Annotated in this window: 15 protein-coding genes; 2 read left to right on the top strand and 13 right to left on the bottom strand. The window is 65.2% G+C overall.

Annotated features, from left to right (window positions below; genetic code table 11):
- Window positions 1–63 precede the first annotated feature (63 nt).
- The 4 genes from AC3A6I_RS00230 to AC3A6I_RS00215 all read right to left on the bottom strand — a co-directional run bounded on the left by AC3A6I_RS00230 (window position 64) and on the right by AC3A6I_RS00215 (window position 5,958).
- Window positions 64–1,791, bottom strand: coding sequence for an ABC transporter ATP-binding protein (locus AC3A6I_RS00230; RefSeq protein ID WP_487540994.1), 1,728 nt, complete (start codon window positions 1,789–1,791; stop codon window positions 64–66).
- 2 nt (window positions 1,792–1,793) lie between these two features.
- Complete coding sequence (locus AC3A6I_RS00225; RefSeq protein ID WP_487540993.1) at window positions 1,794–2,969, bottom strand: ABC transporter permease; 1,176 nt, start codon at window positions 2,967–2,969, stop codon at window positions 1,794–1,796.
- Window positions 2,966–3,952, bottom strand: coding sequence for an ABC transporter permease (locus AC3A6I_RS00220; protein WP_487540992.1), 987 nt, complete (start codon window positions 3,950–3,952; stop codon window positions 2,966–2,968). The genes AC3A6I_RS00225 and AC3A6I_RS00220 overlap by 4 nt, the downstream gene beginning before the upstream one ends.
- Window positions 3,953–4,017: 65 nt before the next feature.
- The gene (locus AC3A6I_RS00215) at window positions 4,018–5,958 is read right to left on the bottom strand and encodes an ABC transporter substrate-binding protein (RefSeq protein ID WP_487540991.1); all 1,941 of its coding nucleotides are present in this window, start codon (window positions 5,956–5,958) and stop codon (window positions 4,018–4,020) included.
- Between the two features lie 199 nt (window positions 5,959–6,157).
- Here AC3A6I_RS00215 and AC3A6I_RS00210 point away from each other — a divergent pair, with 199 nt between their 5' ends.
- Both AC3A6I_RS00210 and AC3A6I_RS00205 read left to right on the top strand, forming a co-directional pair.
- Window positions 6,158–7,147 carry a LacI family DNA-binding transcriptional regulator gene (locus AC3A6I_RS00210; RefSeq protein ID WP_487540990.1) on the top strand — a complete coding sequence of 330 codons (990 nt, stop codon included), beginning with the start codon at window positions 6,158–6,160 and terminating at the stop codon, window positions 7,145–7,147.
- Window positions 7,148–7,239: 92 nt separating this feature from the next.
- On the top strand, window positions 7,240–8,007 hold the full coding sequence (locus AC3A6I_RS00205; RefSeq protein WP_487540989.1) for a FadR/GntR family transcriptional regulator: 768 nt from the start codon (window positions 7,240–7,242) through the stop codon (window positions 8,005–8,007).
- A gap of 39 nt (window positions 8,008–8,046) precedes the next feature.
- Here the strand turns inward: AC3A6I_RS00205 and AC3A6I_RS00200 are convergent, their stop codons facing one another.
- The 9 genes from AC3A6I_RS00200 to AC3A6I_RS00160 form a co-directional block, all read right to left on the bottom strand.
- Window positions 8,047–10,608 carry a hypothetical protein gene (locus AC3A6I_RS00200; RefSeq protein ID WP_487540988.1) on the bottom strand — a complete coding sequence of 854 codons (2,562 nt, stop codon included), beginning with the start codon at window positions 10,606–10,608 and terminating at the stop codon, window positions 8,047–8,049.
- Between the two features lie 88 nt (window positions 10,609–10,696).
- Window positions 10,697–12,289, bottom strand: coding sequence for an ABC transporter substrate-binding protein (locus AC3A6I_RS00195; protein ID WP_487540987.1), 1,593 nt, complete (start codon window positions 12,287–12,289; stop codon window positions 10,697–10,699).
- Between the two features lie 139 nt (window positions 12,290–12,428).
- Window positions 12,429–13,256 (bottom strand): IclR family transcriptional regulator, encoded by an 828-nt coding sequence (locus AC3A6I_RS00190; protein WP_487540986.1) that lies wholly within the window; start codon window positions 13,254–13,256, stop codon window positions 12,429–12,431.
- A gap of 37 nt (window positions 13,257–13,293) precedes the next feature.
- Complete coding sequence (locus tag AC3A6I_RS00185; RefSeq protein WP_487540985.1) at window positions 13,294–15,183, bottom strand: ABC transporter ATP-binding protein; 1,890 nt, start codon at window positions 15,181–15,183, stop codon at window positions 13,294–13,296.
- 11 nt (window positions 15,184–15,194) lie between these two features.
- Window positions 15,195–16,079, bottom strand: a complete 885-nt coding sequence (locus tag AC3A6I_RS00180) for an ABC transporter permease (RefSeq protein WP_487540984.1) — start codon at window positions 16,077–16,079, stop codon at window positions 15,195–15,197.
- The gene (locus AC3A6I_RS00175; RefSeq protein WP_487540983.1) at window positions 16,079–17,014 is read right to left on the bottom strand and encodes an ABC transporter permease; all 936 of its coding nucleotides are present in this window, start codon (window positions 17,012–17,014) and stop codon (window positions 16,079–16,081) included. Before AC3A6I_RS00175 ends, AC3A6I_RS00180 begins: the two co-directional genes overlap by 1 nt.
- A gap of 72 nt (window positions 17,015–17,086) precedes the next feature.
- Window positions 17,087–18,691, bottom strand: a complete 1,605-nt coding sequence (locus AC3A6I_RS00170; protein ID WP_487540982.1) for an ABC transporter substrate-binding protein — start codon at window positions 18,689–18,691, stop codon at window positions 17,087–17,089.
- A gap of 39 nt (window positions 18,692–18,730) precedes the next feature.
- On the bottom strand, window positions 18,731–19,840 hold the full coding sequence (locus tag AC3A6I_RS00165) for a mandelate racemase/muconate lactonizing enzyme family protein (RefSeq protein ID WP_487540981.1): 1,110 nt from the start codon (window positions 19,838–19,840) through the stop codon (window positions 18,731–18,733).
- Window positions 19,841–20,064: 224 nt separating this feature from the next.
- Window positions 20,065–20,679, bottom strand: a complete 615-nt coding sequence (locus AC3A6I_RS00160) for a GNAT family N-acetyltransferase (protein WP_487540980.1) — start codon at window positions 20,677–20,679, stop codon at window positions 20,065–20,067.
- Window positions 20,680–20,689 lie beyond the last annotated feature (10 nt).

The following is a 20,689-nucleotide window of genomic DNA, read 5'->3' as shown; positions in this document are numbered from 1 at the left end:
CTGTTGGTGGTGGTTGGCGCGCCGCGATTTACCGCATGGCGCTCTCCGTCGTCGTGAGCCGCATCACACGGCCTCCCGCGCACGATGCAGCATGCGCTTTTCACGCGGGTCGGCGTGCGGAACGGCCGAGATCAACCGCTTGGTGTAGGCCTCGCGCGGGGCCGAGCAGATCTGCTCGGCATCGCCGATCTCAACGATCTTGCCCCGGTGCATCACCGCGACCCGGGTGCAGAAATACCGGACGACCGAGATATCGTGCGAAATGAAGACGAAGCTGAGATCGAGCTTTTGCTGCAGCGACAGCAGCAGGTCCAGAATCTGGGCCCGGATCGATACGTCCAGCGCGGCGGTGGCTTCGTCCGCCACGATCAGCCGCGGATCGAGGGCGAGTGCCCGGGCGATGCCGATGCGCTGGCGCTGCCCACCGGAAAAGGCGTGCGGATAGCGCTCGGCCGATGCCGGATCGAGGCCGACGAGCTCCAGCAGTTCGGCGACGCGGGCCTCGCGCTCGCTCGCCGACTTCACGCCATCCACTACGAGCGGATCGCCAACGATCTCGCGGACGGTCAGGCGAGGGTTCAACGAGGCGAACGGATCCTGGAAGACGAGGCGCGCGTCGCGATGGAACGTCCGCAGCTGCTTGCGGTCGAGGCTGCGAACATCGACGCTTCGACCAGTCCGATCGCGATACTCGATCTCTCCGGCGGTCGGTTCCACGACCCGGAGCAGCATGCGACCGAGCGTGGTCTTGCCCGAACCGCTCTCGCCGACAATGCCGAGATTTTCGCCGCGCCGCAGCTCGAAGCTCACGTCATCGACGGCCTTGAGACCGGTTCCGGCCTTGCCGAACAGTCTTGAGCGCCCGCCGTAGACCTTGGACAGGTTGCGCACTGTGAGCAGCGGCGGGGCGGGTTCGGCGACCACCTCCTCTACAACGCGGGTCTTCTCGAGCTTGAGCGTCGCGTCGAGCAACCGGCGCGTATAGGGATGGCGGCTGCCGTGGAAGATGGTGTCGACGTCCGCCTGTTCGACGATGCGGCCGAAGCGCATCACCGCCACGTCGTCGGCCACCTCCGCCACCACGCCGAGATCGTGGGTGATCAGCAGCATGGCCATGCCGCGCTCGGTCTGGATGCGCTTGATGAGATCGAGGATCTCGGCCTGCGTGGTGACGTCGAGCGCGGTGGTCGGCTCGTCGGCGATCAGGATCTGGGGATCGGCCGCCAGCGCCATGGCGATCAGCGCGCGCTGCCGCATGCCACCGGAGAACTCGAAGGTGTAGCGGTCGATCATCTCGCCGGCGCGCGGGATCTCCACGCTGTCGAGCAGCTCGATGCCACGCTGGCGCGCCTCGGCCGGGGTCATGCCCTTGTGCAGCCGCAGCACCTCGATGAGCTGGCTGCCGATCGTATGGACCGGCGACAGCGAGCTCATCGGCTCCTGGAAGATCAGGCCGATCTGGCCACCCCGAACCCGGCGCATCTGGGGTCCGCCCGACGGCAGCGAAACCAGATCGAGCGGCGCCTCGCCCGGGCGCGACAGCAGGATGCTGCCGCCGGTGATCGTGCCGTTATGGTCGACCAGCCGCAGCAGCGAGCGGGCGGTGACGCTCTTACCCGAGCCACTCTCGCCAACGAGGCTCAGTGTCTTGCCGCGCTCAAGTGTGAAGCTGACATTGCGTACCGCATGCAGGATCTGCGTGCGCAGGCGGAAGTCGATGCTCAGGTCGTTGACCTCGAGGACGGCGTTCGGTGCGGCGGCATCGACCGCGGGGGTGGCGGGGCTGGTCATGGTCACGACTCGTACGGGTCCGCGGCATCGCGCAGGCCGTCGCCGAGGAAATTGTAGGCGAGGACAGTCGCCACTACGGCGCTCACCGGCCAGGCGAGCAGCCACGGAGCCGTCGCGACGGCGCGAATGTTCTGCGCGTCCTGCAGCAGCACGCCCCAGCTCACCACTGGCGGCTTGAGGCCGATGCCGAGGAAGCTCAGCGCCGTCTCGGCGACGATCATGGTGGGCAGCGCCAGGGTCACGACGGCAAGGATGTGACTGGTGAGCGAGGGCAGGATATGCCGCGTGATCAGCCGGGCCTCGCTGGAGCCATCCAGCCGCGCGGCGGTGACGAAGTCCTCCTGACGCAGAGCGAAGAAGCGGCCGCGAACCTCTCGCGCCAATCCGGTCCAGGCCAGCAGCGAGATGATGAGCGTGATGACGAAATAGACCTGGAGCGGCGACCATGAGGTCGGCACGGCCGCGGCGAGGCCAAGCCACAGCGGGATGGTCGGCATCGACGAGATGATCTCGATCAGCCGCTGGATGGAAGTATCGATCCAGCCGCCATAAAAGCCCGCGATACTGCCGAGCGCGATGCCCAGCAGCAGGCTGATGCCGACGCCGACGAGGCCGATCGACATCGACACGCGTGTTCCATAGATCAGCCGCGTCAGCAGGTCCCGGCCGAGCTTGTCGCTACCCAACAGGTACATCGTATCGCGCGGGTCGAGCGGCCCGATGAGATGCGTCGTCATCGGGATCAGGCCCCAGAGCCGATAGCCCGGACCCTCGACGAAGAAGCCGACCGGCACGATCTTGCTTTCATCGACGACGTAGTTGCGCTTCAGCGACTCCTTGTCGATCTCCATCGAGTAGCCGGCGACATGCGGAGCAAAGCGCGTCGACCCATCGGCATCGGTCAGGAAGAAGTGCAGCGGCTGAGGCGGCGCATAGGTGTACTGGGGCTTTGCCGCATCGGGCAGACCGGGCGCCAGGAACTCGGCGAACAGCGCCACGAAATAGAACAGCAGGACGACGACGCCCGCCGCCAGGGCGACGCGGTTCTTCGACAGCTTGTACCAGAACAGCTTCCACGGGCCGGCGATCGCATCCTTGGCGGCTCCGCGATCGCTGCGCAGCTGCGTGAAGGATGGCGCGGTGTCGATGTCGTTGTCGATGAAGGTGTGGGCGGTCATGCGAAACGAATCCGGGGGTCGATGACCATCAGCAGCAGGTCCGAGATCAGCATGCCGATGAGGGTCAGCACGCCCAGCATCAGGATGATGCTGCCGGCGAGGTACATGTCCTGCACGGTCAGCGCGCGGAACAGCAGCGGTCCGACCAGCGGCAGGTTGAGAACGATCGCCGTGATGGTGACGCCGGAGACGAGCTCGGGCAGCACCCAGCCGATCGAGGACACGAACGGGTTGAGGGCTATACGCAGCGGATACTTGAGGATGACGTGATGCTCGGGCAGTCCCTTGGCCCGGGCGGTCACGACATAGGGCTTGGACAGCTCGTCAGTGAGATTGGCCCTGAGGATGCGGATCAGCGCCGCCGTGCCGCCGGTTCCGATGATGATGACCGGGATCCAGATGTGGCTCAGCAGGTCAACGAACTTGTCCCAGCTCCACGGCGCGTCGATGTATTGTTGCGAGAACAGGCCACCGACCGTCATGCCGAGGTAGCGGTAGGCTACGTACATCAGCACGAGCGCGAGAATGAAGTGGGGGATGGCGAGGCCCAGGAACCCCAGCAGCGTGAAGAAGTGGTCGCCGAAGGTGTGGCGGCGAACCGCCGAATAGATGCCGATCGGCAGGGACACGGCCCAGACGAACAGCAGGGCGAGCACCGAAACGCCGAGGGTCGCGCCCATGCGCTCCCCGATCAGATCGCGGACCGGGCGATTCCACTCGAACGAATAGCCGAAATCGCCGCGGAACAGGATGCCGCTGATCCATTTCCAGTACTGGATCCAGATCGGGTCATCGAAGCCGTAGATTTCGCGATAGCGAGCGACCAGCGCCTGATCGACCGACACACCGCTATCGGCCATCGTGGCCAGCATGGACGTCAGGTAGTCGCCCGGCGGCAGCTGGATGATCAGGAACGATATGATCGACATGCCGATCAAGGTCGGCACCATGTAGGCGATGCGCCTGAGAATGTATCGAAGCATGGCTCGCGTTCGTCGGTTCGGGACCGCCTGGCCGGATCGAATGCCGGCCAGGCGAGGTGCTCAACTCAGGCCTTGGCGAACTGCTCGGGGCGTGCCGGCCCGGGGGTCGGCCAGCCGTAGGAGTTGGGCATGGTGGTCGGGACGTTGACCATGTTGTTCCGCACCACGCCGTAGCTGTCGGGCGGCAGGCTGACGCCGAAGGTGAAGAACAGGTCGGCGGCGTTCTCCAGCAGCTGGGCCATCAGCGTGTTCTGCTCGGCCGGGTCGGCCGAAGCGAGCAGCTTCCGGTAGAGGTCCTGCTGGGCCTTCACGTCGGCCGGCGGTTCAATCGCTTCCGGATCGGTGGGGTCGGAGTAGTAGAGCGACCAGCCTCGGGCGAACAGCGAGCTCGTGGCAATGGTCGGCACGAAATAGCGGGCGTCGAGCATTGCCGCGACGCCGCTATTGGCACCGAACTGGTGGGCGGTCGCGTCGAAATCGAGGCTCTGGCGAACCCGCGTTTCCCACAGCGAGCGGTCCATCGAGCGCACCTGCGCATCGATACCCACGGCCTGGAACATCGGAATGACCAGCTGGAACATGTCGACGAAGGTGGTGCGCGTCTGGTCGAGTTCGAACACGAGGGTGAAGCGCTTGCCGCTTTCATCGAGGCGCCAGCCATCGCCGTCCCGGTTGGGCAGCAGCGTATCGAGCATCGTACTGGCCTTGTCCGGATCGTACTCGGTCCACTCCTTGGCCAGCCGCTCGTTATAGAGCGGATCGCCCTCGCGGATCGAAGCCTGCGCCGGCGTGCCCTGGCTCACGAACACCGCGTCGATCAGCGCCTGCCGGTCGATGGAGACGGACAGGGCCTGGCGGAATTCCTTGGTGTTGAAGAGCTTGTTCTTGATCGGATCGGGGTGGTTCAGGTTCAGCTGGAAGGCCATCACGTTGGCCGCGGTCTCGGTCAGCGTGTAGAAGTCGTAGTTGCCCGCTTGTTTGCCATCGAACAGCACCGGCTTGTTCGTCGGCGTGGCGATGTACTGGTCCATCACGTCGATGTCGCCCTGCAGCGTCTTCAGCAGCAGCACCTGCGGATCGGCCACCAGCTGGTAGACGACGCGATCCATGTAGGGCAGCTGTCTGCCCTCGGTATCGACCTTGAAATAGTAAGGGTTGCGAACGGCGACCGCCTGCTCGGTATTCTGGCCCGGCGCACTGCCACCTTCATTGGCGAACGACCAGGCATTGAGCGTCGGCCGGTTCGGGTTCTGGTAGAACACCGTGTCGTCGGCGAAGCCCACTTCACGCTGGAACAGCGCAACCCAGCCCTCGAGGCCGGCATCCTTGGCCAGCTTGTCGGCATCCGGGTTGTAGCGGATGTGGAATTTTTCGAGATAGTGCTTGGGTGTGCGGGTGATCTGGTCCTGCTGCGCCCAGGCGAGCTGGTGGGCAAAGAAGCCGTTCGGGCCGGGGAACTTGACCTTGAAGACCTGCTCGTCGATGACTTCGACCGTGCCCGGCTCACCGTTCACGAACCACCACGAGTTTCCTCCGGTCATGCTTTCGGGATCGGCGAAACAGGCGTCGTACCAGAACTGCACGTCTGCCGTGGTGAACGGGACGCCATCCGACCACTTGTGACCCTTGCGCAGCTGGAAAGTGAATTCGGTGGCGTCGGCATTGGCTTCGAAATGCTCAGCCGTGTTCTCGACGAGGCCGGTCCAATCCTGATTGTAGCGCACCAGCGGCTCGTAGCCTTGGCAGCGCACGATGACATGCGAGCCCCCGCCGCCGACCAGCGCGTTGTTCCAGGTGCCACCATAGGCGGCCGGGCGCTCGAGCGGGGTGATGACCAGTGGGTTGACCGGTAGCCGCTCGGCCAGGGGCGGCAGAGCACCCGACGCCACCTGATCGGCAAACACCTTGGCCTCCAGCTCCTGAGCCACGGCGCCTCGGGTGAGATACGCGCCCGCCGCTAGCGTCGACGCTCCGGCAATAAACGACCTTCTACTCAGCCTGACCACATTTCCTCCTCTCGGGCTATGCCTGCTCGCTTGCTTTTTCTAAGCCTTTCAAGCAAGAAATGTTAGGTAAAGTGTTAGGTTTGAAGGACCGGCTACACTCAGATTCCGCGGGACACTAAGACCTAATGTGGGCTAGCAATGGCTGACCCCGTGCGGAATCGAGCGGGTATCGGGAGACAAGGGAGGTTAGGTGCGTTAGGTGGCAGCGTCGAAAAAAGTAACAATTTCCACGATCGCGCAGGTGACCGGTCTCAGTAAGTACTCCGTCTCGCGGTCTCTGGCCGACAAGAGCGGGGTCAGCGAGGAAACACGCGCCCGCGTAAAATCCATCGCCGAGGATCTCGGATACATTCCGGCGCCGGAACGGGACATCCCTCGGATTGGCGTGATCTTTCACGACACGGACTACATCAACAGCCGCTTCTACCTGAAGCTGCACCAGGGCATCGAGCGCGAGGCACTGTCTCGGGGCTATCGCACCACGATCAACTGGACGCACAGCGCCGCCGACATCGATCGCGCGCTCAAGGAGACGTCCGGACTCATTCTGGTCGGACCCCACGAGCCATCCGTCTTCGCCGCTGCCCGTGCCCTCAACAAACCCGTCGTGCGGCAGGGCCGGGTGTCGTCGCTCGAAAAAGCCGACAATGTCAGCGGCACCGACCACGAGGCCGGGGCTGCCGTGGCCGAATACCTGTTATCGCTGAACCATCGGCGCATCGTCTACGTCCACGGGCAGCCCGGATATCGCGGGCGGGTCGAGCGCTCCAACGGCATGCGCGAAGTGCTCGAGCAGGTGCCCGACGCCGAACTCCGCGAGCTGATCTTCGAGCCCGAGGCGGACTTTGCGGACCATTTCGCGGCGCTGCTCAAGACCGGCTTCAAGCCCACCGCGTTCTTCTGCGCGCGCGACGGGCTGGCGCTGACCGTCGTCTCCGAGCTGCTGCGCCTCGGCTACAAGATCCCACGCGACGTGTCGGTGGTGGGGTTCGGCAACGACGAGGTTGCCGTGCAGGTCGTCCCCCAGCTGACCACCGTCGGCATGGACGGCGAGCAGGTCGGGGCGGCGTGCATGCGGCTGCTCGATGACCGGCTGAACATGCGCATCAGCCCAAACGTGTCAGTGCGCCTCCATATCGCCAACGAGATTATCTTCCGAGGCTCCTGCGGGCCCTGTCCGGCCGCATGAGTGAGGTGCCGCGACGACTTTTGCAGCCCTGGCGGCCCGAACCATGCTAGAGGTCGAAGCGACGTGAAGTTGCTAGCTGACCGGGGCAGACGTTGCCGAAGTGGACTGATGTTGCTGACTTGCGCGGCCTCGTGCGCGCGCCCACGCTCGGTGATGTCCTGCACCGCGAGATGCGCGAGTTGATCAGGAGCGGCGAGTGGCCGGGCGGCTCCCGGCTGCCGACCGAGAGCGAGCTCTCGCAACGCTTCGGTGCCTCGCGGCCAGTCGTCCGGCAGGCGCTGGCAAAGCTCAGGGACGAGGGACTGATCTCGTCGCGCCAGGGATCGGGCAGCTACGTGCTGGCGGAGCCGGAAGCCGCGGCGTTGCCGGCCCTGCACTTCCCGCAAATTCGCAGCCTCGGCGATATCGAGACCTTTCTGCACTTTCGCGAGGGGATCGAGAGCGAAGTGGCGGCAGCCGCAGCAGCCAGCCGCACCGAACAGGATGTCGCACGGCTGCGCGCCCTCGTCTCGACCGGCAGGATAGAGCGCAAGGCCCCGCTCACCCCGGAGGAGGATTTCGGGTTCCACCTGGCGGTGGCGGAGGCATCGCGGAACCCGTTCTACCTCAATACCGTGCTTTCCCTGCAGCAGCACATCCTGATGACCTTGGAGATGATCTGGAGTTTTTCGGGCGACGGGGACGACCTCCCGGATCAGGTCCGCGCCGATCATGCGGCGATTGTCGAGTTCATCGCCGGCGCCGATGCAGAGGGAGCCCGTGAGGCGATGCGCACGCACCTGGTGCGCAGCCGCAACCGATTGCAGCGCGGCAGCACGTCAGGTGGCCCCTCGGGTCCTGTCAAGCGGCCGCAGTCGTAAAAAACCCTCCCGAGAGGAAGGGACCCGGCGACAGTTCGGCTAGCCGTGTAGCGCCGTGTGGTACGGCTCATTGGCGAGGTCGGCATCGAGCCCCGGTGAGATGACGGACAGGCCACCGGCCCTGGCACTGACGAAGTACTGCAAGTGGTAGTCGCTGTCGGTGTAGGCGGCCGGGACGCTGGCCTTGTAGCCCTCACCATCCGGCTCCATCACCGCGTGCGACCAGCGTTCGGCCTGGTTCACGTGCCGGAAATGCAGCGTCGGCGCCGCGTCGAACTTGCCCTCCACGCGAACCTCGAACGTCTCACCGGCGACGAGCCGGGCGGACGTGGCCGTCTCGAGCTTTCGGCTCTCCACCGGGCTGCGGTGGGCCAGCAGTTCCAGCGCCCGCTCCACCTCGGCAGTGGGGGCGGTGGTGTTGCCCTGCCCCGCGCCGGTATAGTTCTTCAACGCACCGCGCGAGGCCTCGATGTCTAGTATCTCGGCCCGTATCTCCTCGAGCCGCGAGTGCCAGGAGCCCCGCATCCAGCTCTGCGGACCATAGGTCAGGTCGGTGTGGTAGACCTCGCGGCTGAGCGCCGCGATGGTTCCCCAAGCCGAGACGGAGCGCCGGGCGTAGTCGAGCACCGTTTCGATCAGCGATGTCACGTGCGTTGCGAGCCACAGCTCGGCGTAGACCGCGGCACGGAACCGCTCGGCGAAGAACCGGCCGAGGCCGGCGGAGATCGCCGCATCGATGGCCAGCCGCTGCACCGCCGGCCGGCCGTAGTCGCGGGTCGCCTTGAGGTCGACCAGGGCATGTTCGGCCCCGCCGGCCAGATCTTCGAGCCAGTCCGCTACGTCGAGCGGCGAGTAACGATGGTCGACCGCCCCCGCCAGCAGCATCTCGGCATATTCGCGCGGGCTCGAGAAGAGCTCGGAGTCGAACGGTACGACATTGCCGAACCTCGCCTCGCCCTCGATGTCGAAGGCATAGGCACGGCCGTTATTGCCCGGTATCAGGCTGATATTGCTGTAGATTTCCGGCCAGTAGTGATTGTTGGAGGCGGACGGCCCGTGCGCCAGGGTGATCAGCGGCAGGATACGGCTGGCGAGCGACAGAGCCCGCTCGCACTCATCCGCCCCATCGCCGCATTCGGCCCGCAGCTGCCGCATCCAGCTGTCGCGCGGCGCCTCGGGATTGAACAGCAGCCGGCCCCAGACGCGATATTGATAGGTGTATTTCTCCCAGTCGTAGCGGGGAGCGAGTTCCTGCCGCTGGTAGTTGAAGCGGCCGCCCGGAATACCGGTGCCCATGCGGCCCTTGAAGCTCAGCGGCTCACACCACTCCACACCATCGGCGCCGGCATACATCGAGCTGCGGCCATAGCCGGCAGCGAGCACCGGATCGCCCCAGAGCAGGATGCGCTGGGTGCCCGGCCAGATGCGGAACAGGACCTTGTAGTCCTTGTCGCGCCGTAGCAGGTCGCCATAGCTGTAACGCAGGAAGCTGCGCGAGCCGCTGCTGATGCGCTCGCGGTCGCTACGGTTGGGGTTCTTGGGGTACTCGCGGTTGCGGATCGAGGACTGGTGGTAGGGCAGCCCCATGTGCTCGGCCAGGTACTTGGGCGAAGCCGTGACCGGCATGCCGCTCTGCTTGGCGACCTGCAGCATTTCGAAATCGAGACCCTTGCCGTGCATGTCGATCTCGACCGGCCGGCCGACGGCGCTGACGCCCGAGAACGCGACACGCCAGAAATCATAGTCGCCTTCCGAAATGCCGCCCTCTACGTGCACGCGGAAAGTAATGCCGGTGATCTGCGGCACCTGCTGCAGGATCTCGGTGATCGCGTCGCGGCAATAGGGGGCGAGGTTCTCGTCGGTGACCCCGGTCACGCTCTGGCGGGCCCGCGGCACATCGTCGAAATCGTAGCGCTGCGTCCAGAGCGCGAGCTGGAAGTCCATGCCGCGGCGGGCGGTCTCCTCGCCGATGAATTGCAGCATCTCGAGGTTGCGGCGACGCTCTTCTGCATCGACGCCCGACACAGCGATGTCATAGCCGGGCAGCGCAACCAGATAGGGGTAGGGAAAGTAGAAATAGACGTCGTTGATCCACAGATTGTGGCCCGGATAGTTGTAGCCCATCCCCAGCGTCAGCGAGAACCGGTTGAACCGGTTCGAGGCCAACATGTCGAGATAGGCGCGCCACTGGTTCCTGTCATAGAACCAGACCTTGTCCTCTTCCTCACTGCAGAACAGTCGCGCCATTGAGCGGATCGCCGCGGAGGGCGCCTCGCAGAGTGGGAGCGATCCGAACAGACTGTCCTGCCGGTTCGCGTGGCTCGCCCGGTCGGCGAGCTCGGTGACCGCATAGACCAGCGCGCGCTCGTCATAGGCCCAGATGGCGAGGCCCGATCCAGTCTCGGCGATGGCGAACGCCTCGGCCCGTTGCTCGACCTCGATCCCGGCCGGCGGCGTCGGGACGATCGAGATGCCGAAGTCGGCATCTTCCGATATGGCGATGCCATGCCGGCTCAGCGCACGCGCCAGTTCGGCGAACGCCCACGACTGGGTCTCGCTCGCATGAGACGGGGGAAGGCTGACGGTGGTGGGCCACGCCATGTAGTTACTCCAGATACGATAGGGGTTCGGTGCGCTGGCGCGGACGAGAAAAGCCGCCCCAACCCAGCCGGGCCGGAGCGGCTCTGGATCAGGCGCGGGTGGCCTTGCTCAGGTCCCAGTCGGACCCGCCGGACTCGACTTCGTAGCCGAGTTCACAGCCGACGCCGCGGACCATGAGGAAGCCGTTCGTGCAAATCGGCAGGTAGACCGCGTCACGCAGCACCTGGGCCTCTGCCTCGCGCACCAATTCGAGACGCTTGTCGAGGTTCGGCTCGGACAGCGCGGCCTCGATCTTGTCGTCGATGCCCGGCATTTCGAGGCCATAGCGGCTGAGATTCTGCCCGCCATCGGCGGCACTGGTCTTGGACAGGTACTGTAGCAGCGGCACCGTCGGCACCGGAGCAAAGGCCGCCGAGAGCATTGACAGCGAGTTGGTGCCGGCCACCTGATCGGCGTGGAATGTCGTGTGCTCCTTGACCGCCAGGTTCATGGTGATGCCGGCGCGGCGCAGCTGCTCCTGGATCATCAGGGCGATCGAGGAATAATCCTCACGCTGCGAGGTGTAGGCGTCGAAGGTGAAGTTCTCGATGCCGGCCTCGGCCAGCAGCGCCTTCGACTTTTCGATGTCGAGATCGTAGCGGATATCGTCGGGGATCGTCTCGGCAGTGAAAGCGCCGAGGAAGCTCGGCGGGTTGACGCCATAGGTCTCGGCACCGAACGGGGCCATCGCCTGGGCGATTTCCTTGCGGTCGATGGCGTAGAAGATGGCCTGGCGGACGCGCACGTCCTCGAACGGCTTGATGCGCAGGTTGACGTGCATCGAAAAGAAGCTGCCCGGGCTCGAGACGTCGAAGCCGAGCCGGGGTTCCTGCTTCTGCAGCGAGGGGACCCAGCCGGGGGCGCGAACGCCTTCGACGATGTCGAGATCGCCCGAGAGCAGCGCCAGCGTGCGGGCCGTGGTGTCGGCGACATAGCTGAAGTGGATGCGCGGCATCACCGGCTTGTCGCCCCAGTAATCCGGATTCGCGGCGACGGTGATGCCATCCGCCGGATTCTCGTGCACCTTCTCGGACATGTAGGGCCCGGTGCCGATGGGATCGAACTCGATGGCGGTCTCGCCCTTTTCCTCGATCGCCTTCTTGGACATCACGTTGGTCGGATAGCCGAGCAGCGAGCTGACCGGGAACAACGGATCGGGCCGCTGGAGCTTGAAGACGATGGTATACGGACCGTCCTGCTCGATAGCCTCGATGTTCTCGTAGACCGCACGGGTAGTGCCGGAACGCTCGGGATCGAGCATGCGATCGAGCGAGTACTTGACGTCTTCCGACGTCATCTCGCCATAGCCCTTGTGGAACTGCACGCCCTCGCGCAGCTGGAAGGTCCAGGTGCGGGCGTCCTCCGAACTCTGCCAGGAGGTAGCCAGCGCGGGCTGCAGCTCGTCGAGGCTCTTGGGGTAGCGGCCGAGCGGGGCGGCCACCAGGCGGTCGTGAATGTGGTTGATGGTCCAGGCGTCGGCGCCCTGGTTGATCTTGGCCGCGTCGAAGTTGCGCGGACCGCCGGCGGCGAAGGCCACCCGCAGCGTATCCGACTGATCCTGCGCCCACGCGCGAGTGACCTGACCGGCCGCCAGGGCGGTGCCCGCGGCGGCGCTGATTGCTAGAAATGTACGGCGCTTCATGTCGCCCATCCTCCCTGATGTGTCCAACTGCGAACAGGACGGCCGGCACTCTAGGGGACGCGCGAAGCGCGGGCTTTCGAGGCGGCGGACTATTTCGCGCTATGACACGCTTCCACGATGCGGAAACCTGACCGCCGTCTCAGCCCGGCTGATCCGCCGGCAGGTGCCCGCCGACAGCGATAGTGAGGTCGCGCGCTACCCGCGCCACGATCTCCCCGACGGGCTCCACCCGGTCCTCTGTCAGGCGCACAGCCAGCCCGGACACCGAGATCGCACACAGGACTTCGGCGTGCGCGTTGTAGACCGGGGCGGCGATGCAACGCAGACCGACCTGGTATTCCTCGTCGTCCACGGCGTAGCCACGCAGCCGCACCTGCTCGAGGTCGGCGCGCAGGTCGGCCATGCGGACGATCGAGCGGTGCGTATAGCGGTGCATGCCACGCACAGCCACGTTGCTGGCTGTCTCGTCGGGCGAGAAGGTCGCGAGTATTGCCTTGCCCATGCCGGAATTGGCCATGGGCACGCGCCCGCCGACCCTGGTGATCGCCCGCATGACCTCGCGGCTCTCAACCTGGGACAGCACCACGACGTCGCCATCGTCGATGATGCCGAGGTTTGCGGTCTCGCGCGTCACGTCGCGCAGGCGGCGGAGGAACGGCGATGCCGCCGAGACGAAGTTGCGGTGCCGCACGAAACGCGAGCCGACGAGGAAGCTCTGGCGCCCGATATGCCAGGTCCCGCTCGATGAATCGAACTGCACGAACTGACGGCGCTGCAGCGTCGTCAGCAGGCGGTGGGCGGTCGAGGGCGACAGCTGCGTCCGCTCGGCGAGGTAGACCAGCCGGCAGCCGTCCTCATCCTCGCCAATGGCTTCGAGCAGCCGCAGGGCCCGCTCTACCGACTGGACATTGCCCGACCGGTCCCGCTCCGTTCGCACTTCAGGTGTAGTGTCGCTGTCATCGGACATTTCGTCTCCTACCGGCAAGCGCCGCGGCTTGCTCGAGCTAAGCGGGCAAGGCAGCCAGTGGTTGTTCCATGGCCCAGTCGGTGCCCCATTCCTGCACGAGATGACCCTGCCCGAGATCACGATAGCTGCGCTCGGGCACGACGTAATCGGGGCTGCGGATCGGGCTCTTGATCTCGGAATTGTCGGCCGTGCGGATCTGATGCCGCCGCGCCGGATCAGGAATCGGGACGGCCGCAATCAGCCGCTTGGTGTAGGGATGCTGCGGGCTACCGAACACGGCGCCGGCCGGCCCGATCTCGACGATCTCGCCAAGATACATCACGGCGACGCGGTGGCTGACGCGCTCGACCACGGCCATGTCGTGCGAGATGAACAGGTAGCTCAACCCGAGCTGGGCCTGCAGGTCGAGCAGCAGGTTCACCACCTGCGCCTTGATCGACACATCCAGCCCTGACACCGACTCGTCCGCCACGATCACCTTGGGCGAGAGCGAGAGGGCGCGCGCAATGCAGATGCGCTGGCGCTGGCCGCCGGAGAACTGCTGCGGATAGCGGCTGGCGACCTGCGGATCGAGACCGACGCGCTGCAGCAGGTCGGCCACCATGGCGCGCGCCTGCTCGGTAGTCCCGAGCTTATGGGTGAGGAACGGCTCGGCGATGGCCTCGCCCACCCGCAGGCGCGGATTGAGGCTCGCGAACGGATCCTGGAAGATCATCTGGATATGCCGGCGCATGTCCCGCATGCGGGCCTTGTCGAGCCCGAGGATGTCACTCCCCTCCAGCGAAACCGTGCCGCTTTGCGGTTCGACCAGACGCATGATGGCGCGTCCGGTGGTCGACTTGCCGCAGCCGGATTCGCCGACCAACGACAGCGTCTCGCCCGGCTTGATCTCGAAGCTGACATTCTCGACCGCATGCACGCGGCCCTTGACGCCGCCGAACAAGTCGTTGGAGACATCGTAGCGCTTGACGAGGTTCCGAACCGACAGAACCGGCTCGGCATCGTGCACCACGCTGTTGCTGCGGACGGGCGCTATCTCGAGCTCGCCGGTCGTCCGGTTCATCATCGGGAAATGCTGGGGCTGGCTGGCCGGCTTGCTGCCGAGCCGCGGCACGGCCGCGATCAGGCTGCGCGTATAGGGGTTTGCCGGCGCGGCGAAGATATCATCCGTGCTTCCTTGCTCGACCACCTCGCCACCCAGCATGACGACGGTGCGATCGGCGATCTCGGCCACCACGCCCATGTCGTGGGTGATGAAGAGGACGCCCATCCCCTCGTCCTGCTGCAGTTCCTTGATCAGCTGCAGGATCTGCGCCTGGATGGTCACATCGAGCGCCGTGGTCGGCTCATCGGCAATCAGCAGCTTGGGGCGACAGGCAAGCGCCATCGCGATCATCACGCGCTGCCTCATGCCGCCCGACAGCGAGATCGGCAGGTCCCGCGCCCTTATCGCGGCAGCGGGAATGCGGACCCGGTCGAGCAGTCGTATGGCTTCAGCCTTGGCCGCATCCTGCGACATCTGGCCATGGATGGTCAGCACCTCGGCGATCTGGTTGCCGACGCTGACCAGTGGATTGAGGCTTGTCAGCGCTTCCTGGAACACCATGCCGATCTGGCGGCCGCGAATGTGGCGCATCTGCGCTTCCGGCAGGCCGATGAGTTCCTGGCCGTCGAGCTGCACCGAGCCTTCGATACGGCTCGATGCGGGATCGAGCAGCCGCATGATCGAGAGCGCCGTAACGCTCTTGCCCGAGCCGGATTCACCGACCACGGCCAGCGTCTGCCGCCGGTCGATGTCGAAGGACAGGCCCTTCACGATCTGGGTCCATCCGGTCGAAGTCCGGAATGCGGTCTTGAGGTTGGTGACCTTCAGCACGGGGACAGAAGCGGATGCGCCCTGTGCGGCGCCGGCATTGATATCGTTCATTTCCCGCCCTCCTATTCCGAGCTCGTGGACGGATCGAGCGCATCGCGCACGGCATCGCCGATGAGGTTGAAGGCGAGGACGACCAGCGTGATCGCGGCGCCCGCGCCGATGATCGGCCAGGACGAACCGAAGATGTTGTTCAGCCCATCGCGGATGATATTGCCCCAGCTCGGGTTCGGCGCCTGCGTGCCGATGCCGAGAAAGCTCAGCGAGGCCTCGAGGCGGATGGCGGAGGCGACCCAGAGCATGGCGAGAACCACGATAGGCGCCACGATGTTGGGCACGATGTGCTTGAAGATGATGACGGGCGTCGGCACGCCGACCGAGATCGCCGCTTCCACATAGGCTTCCTGCTTCACTGCCAGGGTTTGCGCACGGGCGACGCGGGCAAAGCCGGGCACGAACGCCACGGTGATCACGAAGATGACGTTCCAGAACCCACCGCCGAGAACGGCGGCGATCAGGATGGCCAGCAGCAGTTCGGGGAAAGCGAGCAGCAGGTCGACGACGCGGGAGATGATGCGGTCGAGAACACCGCCGAAGTAGCCGGCGACGACGCCCAGCGCGGTTCCGATGATCGCGGCGCAGAAGGGCGAGATCAGGCCGAACAGCAGTGAGTTGCGCGAGCCGTAGAGCATGCGCGACAGCACGTCGCGCCCGAACTGGTCGGTGCCCAGCCAGTGCTGGGCGCTCGGCAGCCCGTTGATCTTCAGCATCGACTGGGCCAGCGGATCATACGGCGCAAGCAGCGGCGCAAATGCCGCGACTAGCGCGAAGGCCAGGATGATGAAGCACGCCACCATGGTGCCGGGCCGGGCCGTGACGATGCTGAGCAGTTGCCGCAGAGGGGTCGGACGCGCGGGGAGCGCGGGGCCGGTTTCGGTCACTAGTGTCATCATTGCACCCGGATGCGTGGATCAACCACGATGTAGACGAGGTCCATGATCAGGTTGATCACCACCACGAACATGGCGAACACGACCACGCCGCCCTGGATCACGGCGTAGTCGCGCTCGGCGATAGCATTGACGAGGAGCTTGCCCACGCCGGGCCGGTTGAAGACCATTTCGATGGCAACCGAGCCGGAGAGCGTCGCCAACAGGCTCAGCCCGAGACCCGTCGTGATCGGCAGCAGCGCGTTCCTGAGCCCATGCCGGTAGATGATGCGACTATCCTTGGCGCCCTTGGCCTTGGCGGTGCGGATGAAGTCCTTGCCGAGCACCTCGAGCAGCGAGGTTCGGGTCAGCCGGCCGATGAAGGCGGCCTTGACCAGCGCCAGCGTCACTGCGGGCAGGAACACGTGGTACATGCGATCGGCAAAGCCGACGCCACCGCCGTTGATGGGGAACCAGCCGAGGTTCAGCGCGAAGACGATGAGCAGCAGCGCGCCGAGATAGAAGTCGGGAATGGCATAGCCGATCAGCGAGAAGACGCGGACGCTGGCGTCGGGCCACTTGTTGCGGTTGGTGGCCGCGACCACGCCCAGCGGCACGCCGGCGACGATGCCCATCAGCATGGCGACGATAGTCAGCTCGATGGTGAAGGGCAGGTTGTAGGCGATGAGATCGATGACGGCGCGGCCATTGGAGGTGGACGTACCGAAATCGAGGGTGAGCACGCCTGTGACGAAGTTGATGAACTGCAGCCAGAGGGGATCGTTCAGCCCCATCTGCTCGCGCAGGATCGCCAGCTGCTGCGGCGTCGCCATGTCGCCCAGCGCCGCCAGCGCCGGGTCGCCGGGCAGGATGCGCATGGCAAAGAAAACGAGAAGCAGGACGAGGAACACTGTCGGAACCGCGTCCAGCAGCCTCATCAGGAGATTACGTGCCATAGGTCATTGATCCGTTCCGGACATCGCGCGTGAGGGGGAAGCCGCGCGTCGCTGGCGACGCGCGGCAGTGCCTCAGCTCACGCGGCGGGCGCGATAGAGCGGCCACGCCGCTCCGCCCGAGACGACGTCGTAGCCAAGGTCGACGCGCGGATTGCGGGCCACCACGTAGCCCAGGGTGATCATCCCAAGGCATGGCAGGTCGGTCAGGATCTTCTTTTCGATCTCCTTGAACGTCTCCACCCGGGCCTCGAAGCTCGGCTCGTTCTGCGCCTTGGCCAGCAGGTCGTCGATGCCCGGGATGACGACGCCGTAGTGGCTGTAATTGCCACCGCCGGTGCCATCTGGCTTGACGCAGGCGGCCGCCGAAGTCTGCTGGGTGAACACGTTGATCGGCAGCGGCGGATAGCTGGTCGAATTCAGCGGCATCGCGTTCTTGTCGTTGCGATTGTCCGCGTGGAACGTGTTGTGGTCGATGATCGGCATCTCGAGCGTAATGCCGACATTGCGCAGCTGCTCCTGCACGATCAGCATGATCGTCTGGTAGTCTTCGCGCTGGCTGACATAGCAGGGGATGGTCACGCCACCAGACAGGCCGGCTTCGGCCAGCAGGGCCTTGGCCTTCTCCGGGTCGTAGTTGTACTGCAGCTCGGGCGGCAGTTCCTCGCGGGTCACCGAACCCTCGAACTGGCTGGCGATGAGGCCGACCATGGGCTTGGCCACGGCGCCATAAGCCTGCGCGATGGCAGAGCTGTCGATGGCGTAGCGGATAGCCTGGCGGACGCGGATGTCGTCGAGCGGCTTACGCGTCAGGTTGAGGTGCAGGAAGTTGAACGAGCCCGGCGAGGTCACGTCGAACACCGTGTCGGCGGAGCGCTGCTGCATCGACTCGATCCAGCCCGGCGAGCGCACGCCGTCAATCATGTCGATCTGGCCCGAAGCGAAGGCCAGCGTGCGGGCGGTGGTGTCGGCGATGAAGCTGATGTTCAGCTTTTCGGTCACGGCCTTGTCGCCGAAGTGATCGGCGAAGGCGGTCAGCATGGCGCCGCCTTCTTCGCTATAGCTCTCGAGCTGGTAGGCGCCGGTGCCGATGGGGTCGAAGTTGAAGCTGTCGCCTTTCTCCTCGAATGCCTTCTTGCTCATGATGCCGGCCGACAGGGTAGAGGCCACGGAGCCGTTGAACATCGGATCCGGGCGCTTCAGCTTGATCACTACGGTGTACGGGTCGGGCGCCTCGATCGTCTCGATGTTCTGGAAATAGAGCTTGTTGACCGTGACGAGGTTCGGGTTCAGCTGGCGGTTGTAGCAGAACAGCACGTCCTCGGCCGTCATCTCCCCATAGCCCTTATGGAACTGCACGCCCTGGCGCAGTTTGTAGGTCCAGGTGAGCGCGTCCTCGGTGCTTTCCCAGCTTTCGGCCAGTGAGGGCTGGAAGTCTTCCGGCCGGTTGGCGTAGTTCCCATCCGGCGGCTTCACGAGCATGTTGTACATCTGGAACATGACCCAGTTGTCCGCGCCGACCGTGCCCGGCTGCTGCGGGCTGAGGCCGTTCAGCCCGTTCACGGCCAGGGCCATGCGAATAACATTGGCGTCCTGTCCGGCGGACGAAGTGATGCCGAGGCCTGCGGCGGCCCCCATGGCACCGGCGGTTGCCAGAAATGCACGTCTAGTGAGCGCCATTGGTTCCTCCATGCGCTGGTTATCCGCGAAGCGTCAGGATCAGACCCGACGCTTCGCGATCTCTGCTTCATTGAATTCGAAGCCGAGGCCGGGCCGCTCGGACAGCTTGAACTTGCCGTCGACGGGCCCGATCGGGTGGGTGAATGCGACGTCCGAGCGGCCTGAGGCGTCGGCGTACTCAGCCGGCTTGGTCATGTGCATCACGCTCGAGAGCACGTGCAGGTTGGCCATGTGCCCGATCCCCGGCTGGGTCTGGTGCGGAACGAATTCCACGCCGTGCGCGAAGCAGATCGCTGCGCACTGCATCAGCCCGGTGATGCCGCCCATCTTGATGATGTCGGGCTGAACCATCCGCACGCCGGCAAGGATCAGATCGACGAGGGCCTGCGTGGTGTAGCTCTGCTCGCCGGCGGAGACGGTGATATCCAGCCGCTGGGCCACCTCGCCCATGGCGCGCACGTCATAGTGCTGCACGGGCTCCTCGAACCAGGCGTATCCAAGATCCTCGAGGACGCGGCCCATGCGCATGGCGCCGCTGATCGAGTACTGGTTGTTGGCATCGAAGGCGAGCGGCAGGTCGTCGCCCACCAGCTTGCGCACCGCACGCACCTTGGCGATGTCGGTGGGCAGGTCATGGTCCTGCCGCGTCCGGTCACCGTCGAGCCGCACCTTGATGGCGGCGGGCTGCTCGGTGCGCCAGCGCCGCTCCACGCGCGCCACGGTCTCTTCGACGGTGGTATCCTGGTTGCCGCCGACCGAGGAATAGAAGGGCAGCTCGGTGCGCCAGGCGCCACCGAGCAGCTTGTAGATGGGTTGGCCGAGCAGCTTGCCCTTCAAGTCCCACAGCGCGAGGTCGACCGCCGCCAAGGCGCCGGTCAGCGCGCCTTCCGGCCCGAGCTTCACCAGCCGGTGCAGGGCCCTGTCGTAGATGACCGCATGATCCAGCGGATCGGCGCCGATCAGGTTGGGCGCGACATAGCGATTGATGATGTCTATGGAGTGCTCGCCACCCATCATCGGCGACGCCTCGCCATAGCCAACCAGGCCGGACTCCAGCTCGACACGCACCCAGGCGCTGTTGGCGGTCCGCGGGCTGTCTGGTTTCCACGCTAGCTGAAAGGCTTCCACCAGGCGGATTGCATCAGGCATCGTTCGCTCCTTGTCGATCGGCGCGAGACAAAGCCTAAGTCGGGTAATTTGTAAAAACTTGCGTGCACAAATTCCACGATGTGGAATGTGCCCGCCGAAGCAGGGGTACCGAACGCAGTCCGTCGCACGTGCCGGATCATCGCCGCAGGAAGGCGGCTCGTGGACGCTCAGGTTGGCGCAGGGGACCTGGCATCGATTGATTGAGCGGGGATACGGCGGCTGTTTTAGCCGGCTTCAGTCTTGTACGCGGCAAAGATGAGGAGATCGACGCGCTTACCTTGGGGGGTGAGGACTTCCTGGCGCAGGCGGCCTTCGAAGGGGAAGAGCGGGGCGCGCATGAGGTGATAGATCATGCGCCGGTTGGTGGCGAGGATGCCGACCGAGAGTTTGTCGAGGCCGCGGTGCTGCAGCATATGCTGCATCAGGGCGAGTATGGTTTCGTGCACGACGTCGGTGCCCCAGTGCGCCCGGTCGATCAGCGCGGTGGTGAGCATGCCGCGGCGGTGCTGCAGGTTCACGTCGATGGTGAACATGCCGATCAGCTCATTGCGGTCTCTGGGATAGACGCCGATGGCGTAGCGCGCCCGGTTGTCGTAGGCCGCGAGGAAGCCGCGCAGCCGCTCCATTGTCCAGTCGACCTTGGGCAAGTTGGCGCCACGCAGCATGTCGTCGTCGCCGAGCCAGCGTTGCAGCTCCGGTCCGGCGTCGTCGACGGTCAGGCTGCGCAGGCGGTAATTCGGCGTGTCGATCAGGATCGGCCGCGCCGCCGGCGACTGGCGGCGGAAAGCGGCAGGCATCGGGCCGGGCGGCAGCTTCAGGCTGCGATTCTTGGGCTGCATGTCGCTGTCC

The sequence above is a fragment of the Devosia sp. Soil_C_22 genome, assembly GCF_057657195.1.
This window is presented reverse-complemented; position numbering and strand designations above follow the sequence as displayed.